The organism is Leptolyngbya sp. KIOST-1 (assembly GCF_000763385.1).
Classification (GTDB): Bacteria; Cyanobacteriota; Cyanobacteriia; order Phormidesmidales; family Phormidesmidaceae; genus Nodosilinea.
Map to the genome: position 1 here is coordinate 2,287,371 of NZ_JQFA01000002.1, position 14,979 is coordinate 2,302,349.

Consider the following 14,979-nt stretch of genomic DNA (forward strand, 5'->3'; position numbering starts at 1 on the left):
AAAACGGACTAAGCCATCGGTGTCGGGTCTGCATCAGCAGGTTCCGGCCCAGCCGCCTATTCAAAATTACTCTATAAATAAACCAGCCAGTCCTGTAGATAGCCCACCCCTGTGTCGCGTGACCAATAACATTAAGCCTTTGCTAGAGAGGGTGTACCCTCCAGAAACCGCCGAACGGCTGACCACAGAAATCTTTGCCCTGATCAAAGATACTCTCTGTCCCTCGGGCCGCGAAGACCTGAAGAAGTGGAACCACAACAACGTTCTGCTGATTACCTACGGCGACAGCATCTGCGATGGCGAGCGCCCGCCCCTGTCGGTACTGGCCAAATTTCTCGAAACTCACCTGTACGACACCATCACGGGCGTTCACATTCTGCCCTTCTTTCCCTACAGCTCCGACGATGGCTTTGCCATCATCGACTACCTCCAGGTCAACCCCGAGCTGGGCAGCTGGGCCGATATCAAGCGCATTGCCACCCACTTCAACCTGATGGCGGACCTGGTGATTAACCATATCTCCAGCCAGCACGAGTGGTTTGAGCAGTTCAAGCAGAACCAGCTACCTGGCCGCAACTACTTCATCACCGCCGACCCCAGCGAAGACCTGTCCCAGGTGGTGCGGCCCCGCAGCTCGCCGCTGCTGACCCCCGTGGAGACGGCCGACGGCGAAAAGCACGTCTGGACGACCTTCAGCGCCGACCAGGTGGATGTCAACTTTGAGAACCCCGACGTGCTGATCGAGTACGTCAAGATTATTCTGGCCTACGTGGAGGCGGGGGCACGCTACATTCGCCTCGACGCGGTGGGCTTCTTGTGGAAGAAGCAGGGCACCAACTGCATGCATCTGCCCGAAACCCACGCCATGGTGCGCCTGTTTCGCGAAATCCTGCAGCTGGTCGATCCGGGCATTTCGCTGATTACCGAAACCAACGTGCCCAACCGCGAAAACCTCAGCTACTTCGGCAACCGCAACGAAGCCCACATGATCTACAACTTCAGCCTGCCGCCGCTGCTGCTGAATGCGCTCATGCAGGGACGCTCCGACCACCTCAAGACCTGGATGATGAGCATGCCGCCCGCCCCTATTGGCTGCGCCTACTTCAACTTCACCGCCTCCCACGACGGCATTGGCATGCGCCCCGCCGAAGGGCTGCTGGCGGCGGATGAGTACGAGCAGCTCTTGACTGCCATGCGCAACTTCGGCGGCAGAATCAGCATGCGCAGCCGCCCGGACGGCACCGAGTCGCCCTACGAGATCAATATTTCCCTGTTTGATGCCCTCAAGGGCACCGCCAAGGGCGAAGACCAGTGGCAGGTGGAGCGCTTTCTCTGCTCCCAGACCATCATGCTGGCGCTGGAGGGGATCCCGGCCTTCTACATTCACAGCCTGCTGGCCACCCACAACTACACCGAAGGGGTAGAAGAGACGGGCCACAACCGCACCATCAACCGCTACAAGTGGGACCTCAAAACCCTGGAGCAGAATCTGGCGGACCCCACTACCCCCCATGCCAGGGTACTCAATGAACTCAAGCGGCTGATCAAAATTCGCCGCCAGCAAACTGCCTTTCACCCCAACGCCACCCAGTACACCCTGCACCCGCTTAACCAGGCCCTGTTTGCCTTCTGGCGGCAAAGCCTGACCCGCGACCAGAGTATCTTCTCGGTGCACAACCTGAGCGATCAGCCCCAGGAGCTACGCCTGAGCGATCTCAACCTGGTTAGCACGGACGACTGGTACGACTTGATCAGCGGCGACAAGTTCCCCGACCTGGATATGGCCTACATGCTGAAGCCCTATCAGTCGGTGTGGATCACCAACAAACCAAATGCCGCCCACGACGAGAGCATGCCCACGCTGCTGTAACACCAAAAGGAACGGCCTGAGCTAGCTCAGGCCGTTCCTCTCTCTTGACTCATATGGAATCGGATTGCGGTGAATGACTTAGTCTAGAAAATTGCGATCGTCGTCGAGGCAGGCGTCCCAGCTGGCGGAGAGGGCGTCGGCGACCATGGCCTCAAGGGCAGCGGTATTGACCGATCGCGTGATATGGTCGTGCAGGGGATCGGACATCGGTATCAGCCGCAGCCGCCGATTGTCCTGCACCAGGTCAAAGTAGTTGCCGTCGGCATCGGTTTGGCCCAGTTCCAGGCAATCAAAGCTGAAAACGTTGATATAGAGTGTATGATTAGCCACGAGTGTGGCCTGCTGCCCGTCAGCAAACACCTCCATGACCAGCCCCTGGCCTTCGGAGAGCGGTATGCCGTCTTGCAGGTGGCGGTACTGCACCTGACCCAGGTCTTGCAGTAGCCTGAGCATGTCGGTTTTGTTGACAACGACTCCGCTATCGATTAAACAGGGAGCGGGAATGCTCAAATTGCTGGCACGCTCGCGATTCATGGGTGTTTAACCACGCTACGTTGGCGGTTGGAGCAAAGCCTGGGGCGATCGCTCCTCTAGGTCTATATCCACGATACTCGATATCGCCGGGAATGATCTGCCCTGCGATAGGGGGGCCTGGGGAAAAGTCCTGTCTTAATACTGCCAAAAGCCCAGAAATTAAGCATTCCGCCAGAATGCTGATTTCTCCGTAATTTTGCCGGAATGTTTTTCTAGCGCAGAGGTGGATCCGTGACTCCCTTGCCCCCAGCGCGTCCCGGTGAGATTACCCCTCGGCCCGGCTGGTTTCCCCGCCTGGGCGGAGCTATTTTGTTCTACACCCGACTACCGCTGCCCTCCGGCTGGCAGCCGCGCTTTGAGGGCATTGCGCCCCTGGCACCGGTGGTGGGGCTGGGGCTGGGGCTGGGTTTAGTCGGCGTAGATTTTACCCTAGGGCAGCTGGGGATGCCGCCGCTCATCCGCAGCGCTCTGGTGATTGGGCTGGGGGTGTGGCTGACCGGCGGGCTGCACCTGGATGGCGCGATGGATACTGCCGATGGTCTGGCGGTGATGGCGCCCGAGCGACGGCTGGCGGTGATGGCGGATAGCCGCAGCGGAGCCTTTGGGGTGATGGCAGCGATCGCCATTCTGGGTCTTAAAACCCTGGCCCTGGCCGAATTGACGACGGGACGCGGCTGGGTGCTGGTGGCGGCGCTGGTGTGGGGCCGTTGGGGACAGGTGGTGGCGATCGCCCGCTACCCTTACCTGCGGGCCGAGGGCAAGGGGGCGCTGCACCGGGAACACCTGCGATCGCCCCAGGATTGGCTGTTGGGGTTGGCCCTGGCCTTGGTACTGCACGCTGGCTGGGGCTGGAGTCAGCCTGACCAGCTTGGGGCCGTAGGTATCAGCCTGCTCGGTGGTCTGGGTCTGGCCCTGGGGACAGGGGCCTGGCTGCACCGCCGCCTGGGCGGCCATACCGGCGACACCTACGGCGCTACGGTGGAATGGACCGAAACCCTCTTCCTCTGCCTGGCTACCCTGCTCTAGCTCCGCCGATTTTTGGGAGTATCTCTCTACCGCCGAGCTATACTAGGGCAAACGCATACTCGAGATGAGAATATTAAGACTCATTTCTAGGAAGTGAGTTATGTGTTCTGCCCAGCCCCTATCGCCGTTAATCGAGCATTTTCGCTTTTGTCTTGGATGGGAGAACGGGTTAGAGGGATTGGGTCAGCTCCAGGGCCTGGTCGAGGGCGGCGGTGGCTGTCTCGCGGTTTGAGTCGCCAAACCAGCCTCGGGCCGCGTCGGTCAGGGTAGCGATCGCCCCCCGCACCCCCCCTCGCCGGGCAGCGGCTGGGGGGCCATAGCTCTGGGCGATCGCAATGAAGGCCTGGGCCCGGTAGGTTTGGTCGCCGATGGACTCGGCCACCTGCAAGGCCAGGTCGAGCTGCCGCTGCTGGGCAAATTCACGCGCGATCGCGGGCCGCAGCCACTCAACGGGCTGGGCCGCGATCGCCTGGTCGGCCTGCCCTGCCCTGGCTTGGGCGATAGCCAGCTCAGAATCAAAGCCCTCTAAACCATTCGCCTGCACAATCTGCCAGGCCTGGTCGGGCTGCCCCGCCTCCAGATAGCCCAGGGCCACCTCGGCAAAAATGCCCTGCACCTGCTCAGCCTGCACCAGCGCCCAGGCCTGGTCGGGCTGCTGGTTGGCCAGGTGGTACCGGGTAATTTCCACCAGGGCGGTATTGCGGCGGCTGCCGCTGGCCTGCGCCAGGGCTACCGCAGCGGCTAGATCCCCGGCCTCGGCCTGGGCGATCGCCATCTGCTGAAAGGCTAGCTCTCGCTCTATCCCCGGCTGGATGGCCTGGACAATGGGGCCATTGATGCCATGGGCACTCAAACCGCCATTGCTCACCAGATTATCGAAGGCGGTGGCGACTACATCTTGAGCCTTAAAGGCAATCAGGGCAACATTCACGAGGATGTCGAGCAGGTGTTTACCTGGGCGCGGCAGCAGGACTTTAAGGACATCTCCCACGAGTTTCATCAGACCATCACCCCTGGGCACGGGCGCATCGACATCCGCCGCCACTGGTTGCTCGATGGGGTCGAGCACCTCATCAACGCTGAGCGCTGGGTTGGCTTAAAACGCGTTGGCCTCGTGGAGGCTGAACGCCGTATCCTCGGTCAACCCCCGACCATTGAGCAGCGCTACTATCTCGTTAGTTTTGACGGCGATGTCCAACGCTTTGCCCAAGGGGTGCGCAGCCACTGGGGTATTGAAAACCAGCTCCACTGGGTGCTCGATGTCGCCTTCCACGAAGATGCCTCTCGAATTCGTAAAGACCACGCCCCCGCTAATCTGGCCGTCGTCCGTCACATCGCCCTCAATCTGCTGCGTCAGGACGCTTTTGCCAAAGGGGGTATCAAGGCTAAACGCTTGCAAGCAGGATGGGATAATGACTACCTAATTCGGCTACTCTCCTCCTGAGTATGCGTTTGCCCTACGAGCTATACCCGGTTGTTAGAAAAAACGAGCCTTACTGTTCTGTCCTCAGCCTGCAGGATGCCGGCGAATACCAGTTAGCCGTCATTGCCGTGCTAGCACGGCAATGACGGTAGCGATAGGCGGCAGCGTGAACAAGCGGTTTAGGACTGCCGTTGAGCGCGATTGTACAGAATCAGATCGATCAGGCTGACTTCCCCAGTGCCGCTAATATCGGCGTTCATGTTTTGCAAGCTAACCTGGCCGGTTCTGGGCAAAGGCCCAAGCATGGGTTGAGGGATGTCAGCAGCCCTACGCTGGCCTGAGAGGGGCTGAGACATGCCGGGCTGCCCCTGAAACTGTCCAGGAACCTGACCAGGCGGTGTGGGCTGACCAGGACGCTGACCCGGGGTGATTTGGCCGGGCGTGGTCTGACCAGGGGTTTGGCCTGGGGTGGTTTGGCTAGGGATTTGGCCCGGCGTGGTCTGACCGGGAAGCTGCCCAGGCTGAGTTTGACCCGGAAGTTGACCGGGTGCGGTTTGCCCCGGCGTGATCTGACCCGGACGCTGACCGGGGGTGGTTTGACCAGGGATTTGACCAGGCTGAGTTTGACCGGGAAGTTGACCAGGCTGAGTTTGACCCGGTGCGGTTTGACCCGGTGTGATCTGACCCGGCCGCTGACCGGGGGTGGTTTGACCGGGAAGTTGGCCTGGCGCGGTCTGGCCGGGAAGCTGGCCCGGTGTAGTCTGGCCAGGAAGCTGGCCCGGTGTAGTTTGACCAGGGGTAGTTTGACTTTGACCAGGCGTAGTCTGGCCGGGAAGCTGGCCCGGTATGGTCTGTTCTGGAAGTTGACCCGGTATAGTTTGGCCGGGAAGTTGCCCTGGGGCAATCTGTCCTGGAACTTGACCAGGAAAATTAGTTTGTCCCGGGGTTTGTCCCGGTGCGGCGGGTTCTTGGGCCCGGGCAACAGGGGCTAGCGCTAGGGTAGCTGCTGTAATGGCTATCCCTGACAAAAAATAGCGTTTCATAGCGTTCTCCTTGAGAGTTGACTTCGGTTAGAGCGATCGCGTTTAACGAGTAGCTTGTGCCTTTCATTCTGGGAACCAAAGGCAGGGGCAACATCGAACGATTGAGAGAGTTTCTCCACAAAAACCGGCTTTTAGAGCAGTAGCAGTAGAAGCAAAGCAAGTCCATCAACAGACCTTTTTTGCCGAAAAAAGAACCTTTTTAGCGTCGATTTGAATACCGATGTTTTGCCTCTGCAACAAAAAAACCGAGGGCGTATCTCACTTTTCTATTCCCACTTTCATGGGCATGACGTAGACACTTGCAAAAGTGGGGTGCGCCCTGATTTTTCGCCACAGTCCACTCCACGGTCTGCAATGCCGCGCTGCGATCGGGACGACAGCTGTGGGGTGTATCCAATGGAGAGGAAATGGATCAATCGGGGTTGGGCAGTCTTTTTTCCAGTCGATTGTGGCCCTCGACGTGGCTCTCGTACCATCCCATCAGGGGGGTGGAGCTAATGCCGTGTAGCGTCACCGAAATGGTCACAGTAGTCAGCGTTAACCAGGCGATCAGTTCGCCGGTTTCCCCCTCCAGGCCCTGGCCCAGGGCGTAGGTCAAGTAGTAAAGCGAGCCCACGCCGCGAATGCCAAACCAGCCAAAAAGCCAGCGGGTGGCGGGGTGCACAGGCGAGCCTATGGTGCTGACCCACGCTCCCAGGGGACGAATCACAAACAGCAGCGCCCCGGCGATGATCAGGGTAGGGAGGGCAAACCGCAGCATGGGCTCGTGGCGCAGCAGCGACCCCAGCAGCAAAATGGTGCCCACCTCTGCCAGTTTTTCGAGCCGCTCCATAAACCGCAGCCGGGAGGCGGATCGCTCGGCGCTCTCGCAGCGCTGGTGCATGGTGACTCCTGCCACAAAAACGGCCAAAAAGCCGTAGCCATGCACCAGCTCAGCCACCGAATAGCTCAGCAGAATGGTGCTGAGCCCAACAAAATCTTCCATCAAATCGTCAACGGCTTCGCCCCTTTCAAGCCAGTGCTCAATCCGGCAAACCCCCTTGGCGATCGCGAGACCGACCAGCAGCCCCGCCGCGATCGACCAGATCAGATCGACCAGGACCCACTGACTAAACCAGTTCTGCCAGCGGCTATCCTCCAGCCAGTGCAGCCCAAAGTAGACAAAGGGAAAGGCCAGGGCATCGTTGAGGCCGCCTTCTGAGGTGAGGCCAAAGCGCAGTTCATCCCGGTCCTGGGGGTCGTAGAGCTGCACTTCCGAAGCCAGAACTGGGTCGGTAGGAGCCAAAATAGCCCCCAGCAAAATGCCTTCTCCCCACTCCAGCCGGAGGAAAACGTGGGCGATCGCCGCGATCGCAAAAATAGAGATCGGCATCAAAAAGCCAATCAGCCGAATGGTAGAGTTCCAGGCCCAGGCCTGCACCGGGCGATTCATTTTCAGCCCACAGCTAAACAGGGAAATTAGAACGACCATTTCGGTTAGTCGCTCTAACAGCTCTGTATCCGGCCTGGCCCGAATCAGATTGACGCCGTAGGGGCTAAGAATTAGCCCCACGACCAGGTAAATCAACGCATAGGAGAGCGGCAATCGCTCAATCCATCCAGATCCGAACGTGACGGCCAGCAGCAGCAGGCCAATGACCAGCAGATCGAGAATGTAAATATCCACAGACGTCCAGGCCGGAAAATGAATTGTCCCTCCACTCTAGAAGCTGGGTTTGAAGCCTTAGTGCAACCTGGGATAGATCTTTGCCGGCCTGGTTATGGCGCTAGTCGGTGCCGCCCCAGGTCCAGCGGGGATTGCCCTCGCGCAGCCCCCTAAAGGTAATCACCGTGGTGAATCCATTCGGGTCGCCCATGCCGGTCATATCCAAAATGGCTCTGACCTGACCATTGGCCAGCTGCACTCGGATGTAGGAATGTCCTTCAAAATCTTCGCCGTCTATCGTGAGCATGGCCCCTGAGGCCTGACAGTTGCGGTACTCGGGCCTGAGCGTGCCTACCCAGGTGGCGCTGAAGCGATCGGTTTGGGAGAGTTGAATATTGGTGGCAATGTCGCGCAGTTTGATCATGCCGTTGGTGGCATAGCCGCCCTCGGTATAGGGCAGCGCGGTCTCGTGGGCAATCAGCCGAGTGGGGCAGTTGGCTGTCGGTGCATCCAGCAGGGGCAGCACGCTCAGTTGAATGGTATTGGCCAGGGCCGCTGACCCCAAACTGCCCCAAAGACCCAGGGGCAAGCTGCCCAGTAACGCCCAGCCCAATGCTAATCTCATCGTGATTTATCCTTTGTACGCACAGCTCAAAACAGTATCAGCCCAGCCCAGGGCTGGAAGGTACTTTCGGCAGGCTCCCAGGGCTGGACTTGAATGGGTTCTCTATGCACCTCTACAGCGAACTGACGGAGCATTCCTGACGACAAGCGCAGTCCGGACCAGAGCCCATGTGGCATGATCGATCTCTGTGCCCCTGGGATTTTTTCAGCGATTCCGTATGCTACGCCTCAGCCAGATCAAACTGCCCCTCGACCATCCCGACGACGCCCTGGAGGCCGCTGTGCTCAAAAAGCTGCACCTGGAAGCGGCAGACCTGAGCCGCTTTTCCATCGTCAAGCGCAGCTACGACGCGCGCAAAAAGGACACCATCACCCTGGTTTACATCGTGGATGTGGAGACGCCCAAGGAAAAGGCGCTGCTGAAGCGGTTTAGGAAAGACCCCCACGTGGTGCCTGCGCCGGATATGACCTACCACCCGGTGGCCGAAGCCCCGGCGGGCTTCACGAACCGCCCAGTTGTGATTGGCATGGGGCCGTGCGGCATGTTCGCGGGGCTGATGCTGGCGCAGATGGGGTTTCGGCCAATTATTCTGGAGCGGGGCAAGGCGGTGCGCGATCGCAGCGTCGATACCTTTGGCTTTTGGCTGAAGAAAACCCTCAACCCCGAATCCAATGCCCAGTTTGGCGAAGGCGGGGCGGGCACCTTCTCCGACGGCAAGCTCTACAGCCAGGTCAGCGACCCCCACCACTACGGGCGCAAGGTGCTGACCGAGCTGGTCAACGCCGGAGCCAACCCGGAAATTCTCTATATCAACAAGCCCCACATCGGTACCTACCGCCTGGTCAAAATTGTGCAGAATATGCGGGCCCATATCGAAGCCCTGGGCGGCGAAATCCACTTCCAAACCCGCGTGGTCGATCTCGAGATCGACCAGGGCCGGGTGTGCGGAGTGCGGCTGGAAAACGGCGATCGGATCGCCAGCGACCATGTGGTGCTGGCGGTGGGCCACAGCGCCCGCGACACCTTTGAGATGTTGTACCACCGGAGGGTGTATATCGAGGCCAAGCCCTTTTCGATTGGGTTTCGAATTGAGCATCCCCAGGCGCTGATCGATCGCTGCCGGTTGGGCGATCGGGCTGGGCACCCCCGGCTGGGGTCCGCCGACTACAAGCTGGTTCACCACTGCGAAAACGGCCGCACGGTCTACAGTTTTTGCATGTGCCCCGGCGGCAAAGTGGTGGCGGCGGCATCAGAACCGGGTCGTCTGGTCACCAACGGCATGAGCGAGTACGCCCGCGACGAGTCGAACGCCAACAGTGCCATTGTGGTCGGCATTACCCCAGAGGCCGACTATCCGGAGGGTCCGCTGGCTGGGATTGCGCTTCAGCGCAGGCTGGAGGAGGGGGCCTTTGCCCTGGGCGGCGGCACCTACGAGGCACCAGGGCAGCTAGTGGGGGATTTTCTGGCGGGGCGTCCCTCAACCCACTTTGGGGAGGTGCTGCCTTCCTACAAACCGGGGGTGAGGCTGGGCGACCTGGGCGAGAGTTTGCCGGACTACGCGATCGCCGCCATCCGCGAAGCCATTCCCGCCTTCGATCGCCAGATCCACGGCTTTGCCATGGCCGACGCCGTGCTCACCGGGGTCGAAACCCGCACCTCGTCGCCCATTCGGATCAAGCGCAACGAGCAGTTTCAGAGCCTCAACACCGCCGGACTGTACCCCGCAGGGGAAGGGGCGGGCTATGCCGGGGGCATTTTGTCCGCCGGGATCGACGGCATTCGGGTGGCCGAGGCCGTCGCCCTCAGCCTGGTTGGGGACCGATAGCGTCCGGGTTAGCTGCGCTGGGTGGGCCGTCGAGAGGGCGGCTTGCGCCGGGAGGGCCGATCTGGCTCTACCATGTCGGGGTGCTGGGCCTCAAGCAAAAAGACGCGCCGCCCATCGGTGATGCGGTAGAGAGTGGTGCAGGTACAGGTGTGCCCCTCCGCCCGCAGGCGGGTAGCCCGTTCGTCGCAGGCGGCCTGGGCCTGTTCCACCTCATCCCAGTCGCTTTCGAGAAATATTTCTTGAATCAAGCTCATAATCGCCGCTCAACACTATGGACTTATACCAAATCCTATCCGTATCCCCCCGATTTGTAGGGGCATTGCACTGCAATGCCCTCACGAGGTATCGATTTCGCATCGGGGTTGTGTGATTCGGATTTGGTATAGCTTACTGATTTTGGCGCTAACCGTCGCTATGGCTGCTGAAATCGATCCACTGCCCCAGGGCGGGTTGTCAGAAATAGGGCAACCATTGCTGAGGGTTTTCAGGTGCTGGGTTTTAGGTTTCAGGAACAGTTGGCTGACTTATGCCGCCGGGTATTAGACTTTTGATTTAGCCGCCGACAGGGTTCGGGACTCGATCAAAAATTCGGGAATATCCCACAGGGCATCGGCATCGAGGGCGTACTGTTCGCACACCAGGCTGAGGCGACTGCCGGGGCTGTCCATCGCGTTTACCGAGTGGGTCAGGTCGCCCTGGAAGTGCAGCAGCATCCCGGCCTGGGGCCGGATTTGCGCTACCCGCTGTCGCCCCCGCTGGAGCACCAGCTCACCGCTGGCCAGGTCGGGGGGCACCTGCACGTAGAGCACGCTCACCTGGTCGGGCGGGTCGATGGTCTTGCAGTAGGACCTGAGGGAGCGATCGATGTGGGGGTCTACCCGAGAACCCTGCTTCAGCAGCAGCGGGTTGAGGTAAAAGGCGTTGCAGTCGGGCCGCAGCGCCCGATCGAGGTAGGGCTTGAAGTAGGGAAACTGGCGATCGACCTCGGCCCGGCCCGCCTGGGTAAACACCACCGAAAACCCTTTGGTGCCAACAAAATCGCGGTTGAGGTTGTTGGTAGCAAAGTAGCGGCACGACTGAATTGCCCCCCGCAGGTTGTGGAGGTAGGCATCGGCAAATGCCTGGGGCTGAGAGCGGTAGTAGGCCATTGGAGGGGCGGTTAGGGGTGCTCGGCAAAGGTCGCTGTTTCGCCCGCCTGGGTAAACGCGACCACGGTGTAGGGGGCGACGCGATCGCCCATTTCCATACCCGGAGAGCCTACGGGCATACCTGGGGCGGCGATGCCGAGCACGGTGGGCTGCTCGCTGAGCAAGCGCTGCACGTCGGCGGCGGGCACGTGGCCCTCGATCACATAATTCCCCACAGTTGCCGTATGGCAGGAGGCTACGGCCTCTGGCACGCCGTACTGGGTCTTGAGGGCAGCCATGTCTTCGGTGACCACATCCTGTACCTCAAACCCGGCCGCTTTCATGTGGTCAACCCAGTGGCCGCAGCAGCGACAGGTGGGGCTGAGGTACACGGTTAGCGCAGGCAGAGCAGGGTGAAGAGAATCGGTAGCAGCGGCGGTGGCTGGAGCGGTGAACGCCACCAGCAGTGCGATCGCCCCCACCAGCAGGCCTCCCAGCAGTTGATTGAGCAATCCTCGACGGTTCATGAAACACCTGTCTCCTTAGGACATCAACATGCCCTGTTCCTCTCTTCAGAATACCTCTGGCCCGGGGGCGACTGACTCAAGCGATCGAGATTACACATATTGAGCAACCCGCCTGCTGAGACAAGGAACAAAGGTATGAATTAGAAACTCAATGTTGCTTGCCAGGGCCAACGCCGTATGCCCCAAACCAGGTTCATGCTTTGTTGCCGTTGCTGACGCTGAGACACCAACCGGGCCGCCAGGTACGATCCCAGCAGCCCGGTGGGCGATTCTATGGCGCGGGATGATTTACACCCCTATCGGATAGCCCTCTCGGCTTTAGCCCCTAGCGCTTGCCCAGCCACTTGGCGGCGATCGCGCCCACGGCGGCCCCCACCAGCGGGTTGCTGAAGAACTTCAGAATGCCGGGCTGGTCGGCCAGCACATCCTGGAAAATGTCGGGGTGGCTGTGGTAGGTGAAGGAGGCCAGTTTGGTGACGTCGTCTTCGTTCATGCGGCTGGCGTGGTGGGTCGAAAGGCCCAGCTGACGCTCCAGATCGCGATCGCTCAGGCCGCGCCCCTTGAGATGCTTAAACAGGTCACGGGCAACGTCGTCGCGCTCCTGGGGCTTGATTTGGGCGATCGCCTTGCGGAGCTCGGGCTCCATTTGGCTGGGGGGAATGCGATCGGGGTGGAACCCACGGCCCAGTTCCCGCCGCTCCTCCCGGGAGGAGCGCTTGGCAAAATCGTCGAAGTTGGAGTACTCGCGCTCCGGTTGGGTCGACCGGCTGTCGATGCTCTCGGTGTTGCCACCGGCCAGGTCATTCATGATCTGGCGTTTGTAGTCTTTACTGCTGCTCATATCGTGTCCTACTCTTGCTATTTTTTGCTAATTTGTTGGGGTTTTGAAAGGGGCCGATGGTTGGATCGGGTGTCATCTACTGGTACTGGACCTGACGGGTTGTGTCGTTGTAGTTGGCGGTCAAAATCAGCTCCTTGTCGGGGGCGTAGACCAGCACACTCAGGTCGCGGTTGGGGAAGTTCTTGTGAAAGCCCTGCACCAGCGACTGGGCCAGGGGCTTCACTTCCCGGGGCGCTACTTCCGGCGAAATCACCACGCCCAGCTTGTCGTTGTCGCGCACATAGGCATCGCTGATCAGCCCTCGGGCGGTCTGCATCACCCAGCGGCCATAGTTCTCGCCGCTGGCGGTATCGCCGCGCTCAAGCTGGCTGTAGGCGCTGGGGGCGAGGCCGGGGCCGGTTCGGGTTTGGGTGGCGGTGCCGCAGGCGCTGGTGGTAAACAAGACCACGCCCAGGCACAGCGCAATGACGCCAAGGCGAATAGATTTCAAAATATTCACAGGATTATTCCTCAACGGGGGCAAACATTCAGGGGTAAACAGACCGGAGTTGTTCTTCGGTTTGATTGGGCAGGCGTGGGGCGGGCTTGGCACCTCTGATCTGAGAGGCCTTTAGCCCAACCGGATGACACGCCCTAGGATTCGCGATGGGGGTAGCCCTGATCCATGGGGTGATCCACCCGGTTGTAGGGGTTGGCACGGCCTGGTGCCACACCCTGGTCCAGGCCAGGATCAGCAGCGTAGGGGGCGGGCGGGCTGAGGGGGTCACCATTGAAGGTGGCATTGGGGGAGCCAGCCCTGGCTCCGGAGGTTTCCTCGGGCGGTTGATACACGCCCCAGTCCTCGATACCAGCCGCTTTGAGAGTGCGCTCGGCACGGGCAATTTCGGGTTCGGTATCGGTGAGCATGACCAGGTAGTCGCCCTGGGCCACGCGATCGCGGTACCGCTTGGCCCGGTGCTCAGGAATGCCCATGCCAATCAGGGCACCCACCAGACCCCCAGCGGCGGCCCCGGCCGCGCCGCCCACCAGTGTCGCCATGACCGTAGCGGCTTCTCCCGCCAGCAGCGCCGGGCCAATTCCCGGAATCACCAGCGTGCCCAGGCCAACCAGCAGCCCAGTCACACCGCCCAGCACACCGCCGGTCAGGGCACCCATGGCACCGCCTGTATCGGCCTGGTTGCTCTCTTCATCTTTGACCTTAACCCCAGCGATCGCGGTTTGCCGCTGCGAGTCTTTGGCAATCACCGACACATGACCCAGGTCAAAGCCTGAGTCGCTGAGTGCCTGTAAAGCAGAGGCTGTTCTGGGGCGATCGGGGAAAATTCCCACTGCGCGTCTGCGTTTCGAAGCCATGTTCGATTGCTTCCTCCTTTTGTGCAAAGCCAGCAACCGTTGCAAAACCGCAGAGACAGATTTCAACCCTGTAGCCCTGAGGCAGGACAACCATTGCGTTATCTGTTGTTCTAGCGAGCTATGGCAGGTAGCTTCATCGCTCATTGGATGGAGCTAGCCCAATTGAAAGGAGGAGTGTGGCCGGGCAGTCTGGGCCGCCAGCACAGGTACAGCAGCGGGCCAAACAGCGGGATCAGCGCGATCGCCCAAACCCCACGGGAGGGGTCAATTCCCCGGCGCTGCATATCATCGTCGAACAGTGAGGTGAGGGGAAAGACCACCCCCATCAGGCAAAAGTCGAGGGTGATCAGATGTACAAAGGCGTAGTTGTGAAACTGCGTCCAGAAGTCGGGCCAATCCCCGGCCACCAGAGCATAGGCTATCAGCGCGATCGCCGTCCCTAAAAGCCCCAGGCCGGTAGATCGCCGATCCAGCCAACTCAGCCACCTGTCCTGTTGGCCATCGAAAGCCCAGTTGCGCGGTCGCACCAGCAGGTAGGGCAGCAGGCAAAGCACCCCGGTAAAATTTGAGCCCAGCCAAAAAGGCCAGGCCGGAACGGGCTGCATGTGGCCATCGGCAAACATCAGGCAGGCGTAGATCATGGGCCAAACCCCCATCAGCCAGAAAATAGCCAGCAGATAGGCATTGATCTCCCCCCAGTGCAGCGTCACCAGGTGGCGGGCAAACGTCCAGGTAAATGGGCGATCGAGGGGCGCTAGCCAGAGCACGTAGCCCAAAAAGCCAACCCAAATGACTGCCAAAAGCGATCGTCTAACCATTCACCCTGCTCCTGCTCCCGTGCGATCGCTTTAATAGTGAAGAAAAAAGGGAATTTTGCACTCTGTCGAGGGGCACTCGGCGGCCGGAACCCGTCCGGTCGGTGGGCCAAAACGGCTATCGAAGGTGGCATACCCAAGGGGAGTCCGTTGTTTAGCCCTGGATTGGGCGCGGTGCAGCAGGGCGAAGATCTACTGGGCCGCCTGAGTTTTCCAGGGCCGCAATACTTGCCGCAATACTTTTCGGCCTTGGGGCAGATATTATTTTGAGTCGCTTTTGTGAGGATAGATATTCAATTCATTTTTCGATGGTTCGGAATTGTCT

16 protein-coding genes are annotated in these 14,979 nt (G+C 60.1%); 4 read left to right on the forward strand and 12 right to left on the reverse strand.

Annotated elements, in window-relative coordinates:
* Nucleotides 1-118 precede the first annotated feature (118 nt).
* The gene (locus NF78_RS10125) at nucleotides 119-1,870 is read left to right on the forward strand and encodes an alpha-amylase family glycosyl hydrolase (protein ID WP_081972572.1); all 1,752 of its coding nucleotides are present in this window, start codon (nucleotides 119-121) and stop codon (nucleotides 1,868-1,870) included.
* Between the two features lie 78 nt (nucleotides 1,871-1,948).
* Here NF78_RS10125 and NF78_RS10130 read toward each other — a convergent pair whose 3' ends face one another.
* Nucleotides 1,949-2,404 carry a hypothetical protein gene (locus tag NF78_RS10130; protein ID WP_035986018.1) on the reverse strand — a complete coding sequence of 152 codons (456 nt, stop codon included), beginning with the start codon at nucleotides 2,402-2,404 and terminating at the stop codon, nucleotides 1,949-1,951.
* Between the two features lie 231 nt (nucleotides 2,405-2,635).
* Between NF78_RS10130 and cobS the strand changes: the two genes are divergently transcribed.
* Nucleotides 2,636-3,430 carry an adenosylcobinamide-GDP ribazoletransferase gene (gene cobS, locus NF78_RS10135; RefSeq protein ID WP_263970577.1) on the forward strand — a complete coding sequence of 265 codons (795 nt, stop codon included), beginning with the start codon at nucleotides 2,636-2,638 and terminating at the stop codon, nucleotides 3,428-3,430.
* Between the two features lie 169 nt (nucleotides 3,431-3,599).
* Here cobS and NF78_RS32950 read toward each other — a convergent pair whose 3' ends face one another.
* Nucleotides 3,600-4,283, reverse strand: a complete 684-nt coding sequence (locus NF78_RS32950; RefSeq protein ID WP_035985201.1) for a hypothetical protein — start codon at nucleotides 4,281-4,283, stop codon at nucleotides 3,600-3,602.
* Here NF78_RS32950 and NF78_RS10145 point away from each other — a divergent pair.
* On the forward strand, nucleotides 4,272-4,874 hold the full coding sequence (locus NF78_RS10145; RefSeq protein ID WP_052049833.1) for an ISAs1 family transposase: 603 nt from the start codon (nucleotides 4,272-4,274) through the stop codon (nucleotides 4,872-4,874). The genes NF78_RS32950 and NF78_RS10145 overlap by 12 nt on opposite strands.
* A 235-nt stretch (nucleotides 4,875-5,109) precedes the next feature.
* Here NF78_RS10145 and NF78_RS31075 read toward each other — a convergent pair whose 3' ends face one another.
* The 3 genes from NF78_RS31075 to NF78_RS10160 form a co-directional block, all read right to left on the reverse strand.
* Nucleotides 5,110-5,835: a hypothetical protein gene (locus tag NF78_RS31075; RefSeq protein ID WP_156119722.1), complete on the reverse strand. Its 726-nt coding sequence runs from the start codon at nucleotides 5,833-5,835 to the stop codon at nucleotides 5,110-5,112.
* 473 nt (nucleotides 5,836-6,308) lie between these two features.
* A complete protein-coding gene (locus NF78_RS10155; RefSeq protein WP_035986024.1) occupies nucleotides 6,309-7,562 on the reverse strand; it encodes a cation:proton antiporter in 1,254 nt (417 codons plus the stop codon).
* A 100-nt stretch (nucleotides 7,563-7,662) separates the two neighbouring features.
* Complete coding sequence (locus NF78_RS10160) at nucleotides 7,663-8,166, reverse strand: hypothetical protein (RefSeq protein ID WP_052050086.1); 504 nt, start codon at nucleotides 8,164-8,166, stop codon at nucleotides 7,663-7,665.
* Between the two features lie 217 nt (nucleotides 8,167-8,383).
* Here NF78_RS10160 and NF78_RS10165 point away from each other — a divergent pair, with 217 nt between their 5' ends.
* Nucleotides 8,384-9,991: an NAD(P)/FAD-dependent oxidoreductase gene (locus tag NF78_RS10165; protein WP_035986026.1), complete on the forward strand. Its 1,608-nt coding sequence runs from the start codon at nucleotides 8,384-8,386 to the stop codon at nucleotides 9,989-9,991.
* 8 nt (nucleotides 9,992-9,999) lie between these two features.
* On the opposite strand, the gene NF78_RS10170 is transcribed toward NF78_RS10165, so the two are convergent.
* The 7 genes from NF78_RS10170 to NF78_RS10200 all read right to left on the reverse strand — a co-directional run bounded on the left by NF78_RS10170 (nucleotide 10,000) and on the right by NF78_RS10200 (nucleotide 14,657).
* A complete protein-coding gene (locus tag NF78_RS10170) occupies nucleotides 10,000-10,245 on the reverse strand; it encodes a hypothetical protein (RefSeq protein ID WP_035986028.1) in 246 nt (81 codons plus the stop codon).
* Nucleotides 10,246-10,530: 285 nt separating this feature from the next.
* Entirely contained in the window at nucleotides 10,531-11,139 is a 609-nt protein-coding gene (locus NF78_RS10175; protein WP_035986029.1) for an iron-regulated protein, read from the reverse strand.
* 11 nt (nucleotides 11,140-11,150) lie between these two features.
* A complete protein-coding gene (locus NF78_RS10180) occupies nucleotides 11,151-11,645 on the reverse strand; it encodes a DUF411 domain-containing protein (protein ID WP_035986032.1) in 495 nt (164 codons plus the stop codon).
* A gap of 325 nt (nucleotides 11,646-11,970) precedes the next feature.
* Nucleotides 11,971-12,486, reverse strand: a complete 516-nt coding sequence (locus tag NF78_RS10185) for a hypothetical protein (protein ID WP_035986034.1) — start codon at nucleotides 12,484-12,486, stop codon at nucleotides 11,971-11,973.
* A 76-nt stretch (nucleotides 12,487-12,562) separates the two neighbouring features.
* Nucleotides 12,563-12,985 (reverse strand): hypothetical protein, encoded by a 423-nt coding sequence (locus NF78_RS10190; RefSeq protein WP_035986036.1) that lies wholly within the window; start codon nucleotides 12,983-12,985, stop codon nucleotides 12,563-12,565.
* Between the two features lie 134 nt (nucleotides 12,986-13,119).
* Complete coding sequence (locus NF78_RS10195) at nucleotides 13,120-13,839, reverse strand: general stress protein (RefSeq protein ID WP_225885273.1); 720 nt, start codon at nucleotides 13,837-13,839, stop codon at nucleotides 13,120-13,122.
* Between the two features lie 140 nt (nucleotides 13,840-13,979).
* A complete protein-coding gene (locus tag NF78_RS10200; protein WP_052050088.1) occupies nucleotides 13,980-14,657 on the reverse strand; it encodes a hypothetical protein in 678 nt (225 codons plus the stop codon).
* Nucleotides 14,658-14,979: the final 322 nt, after the last annotated feature.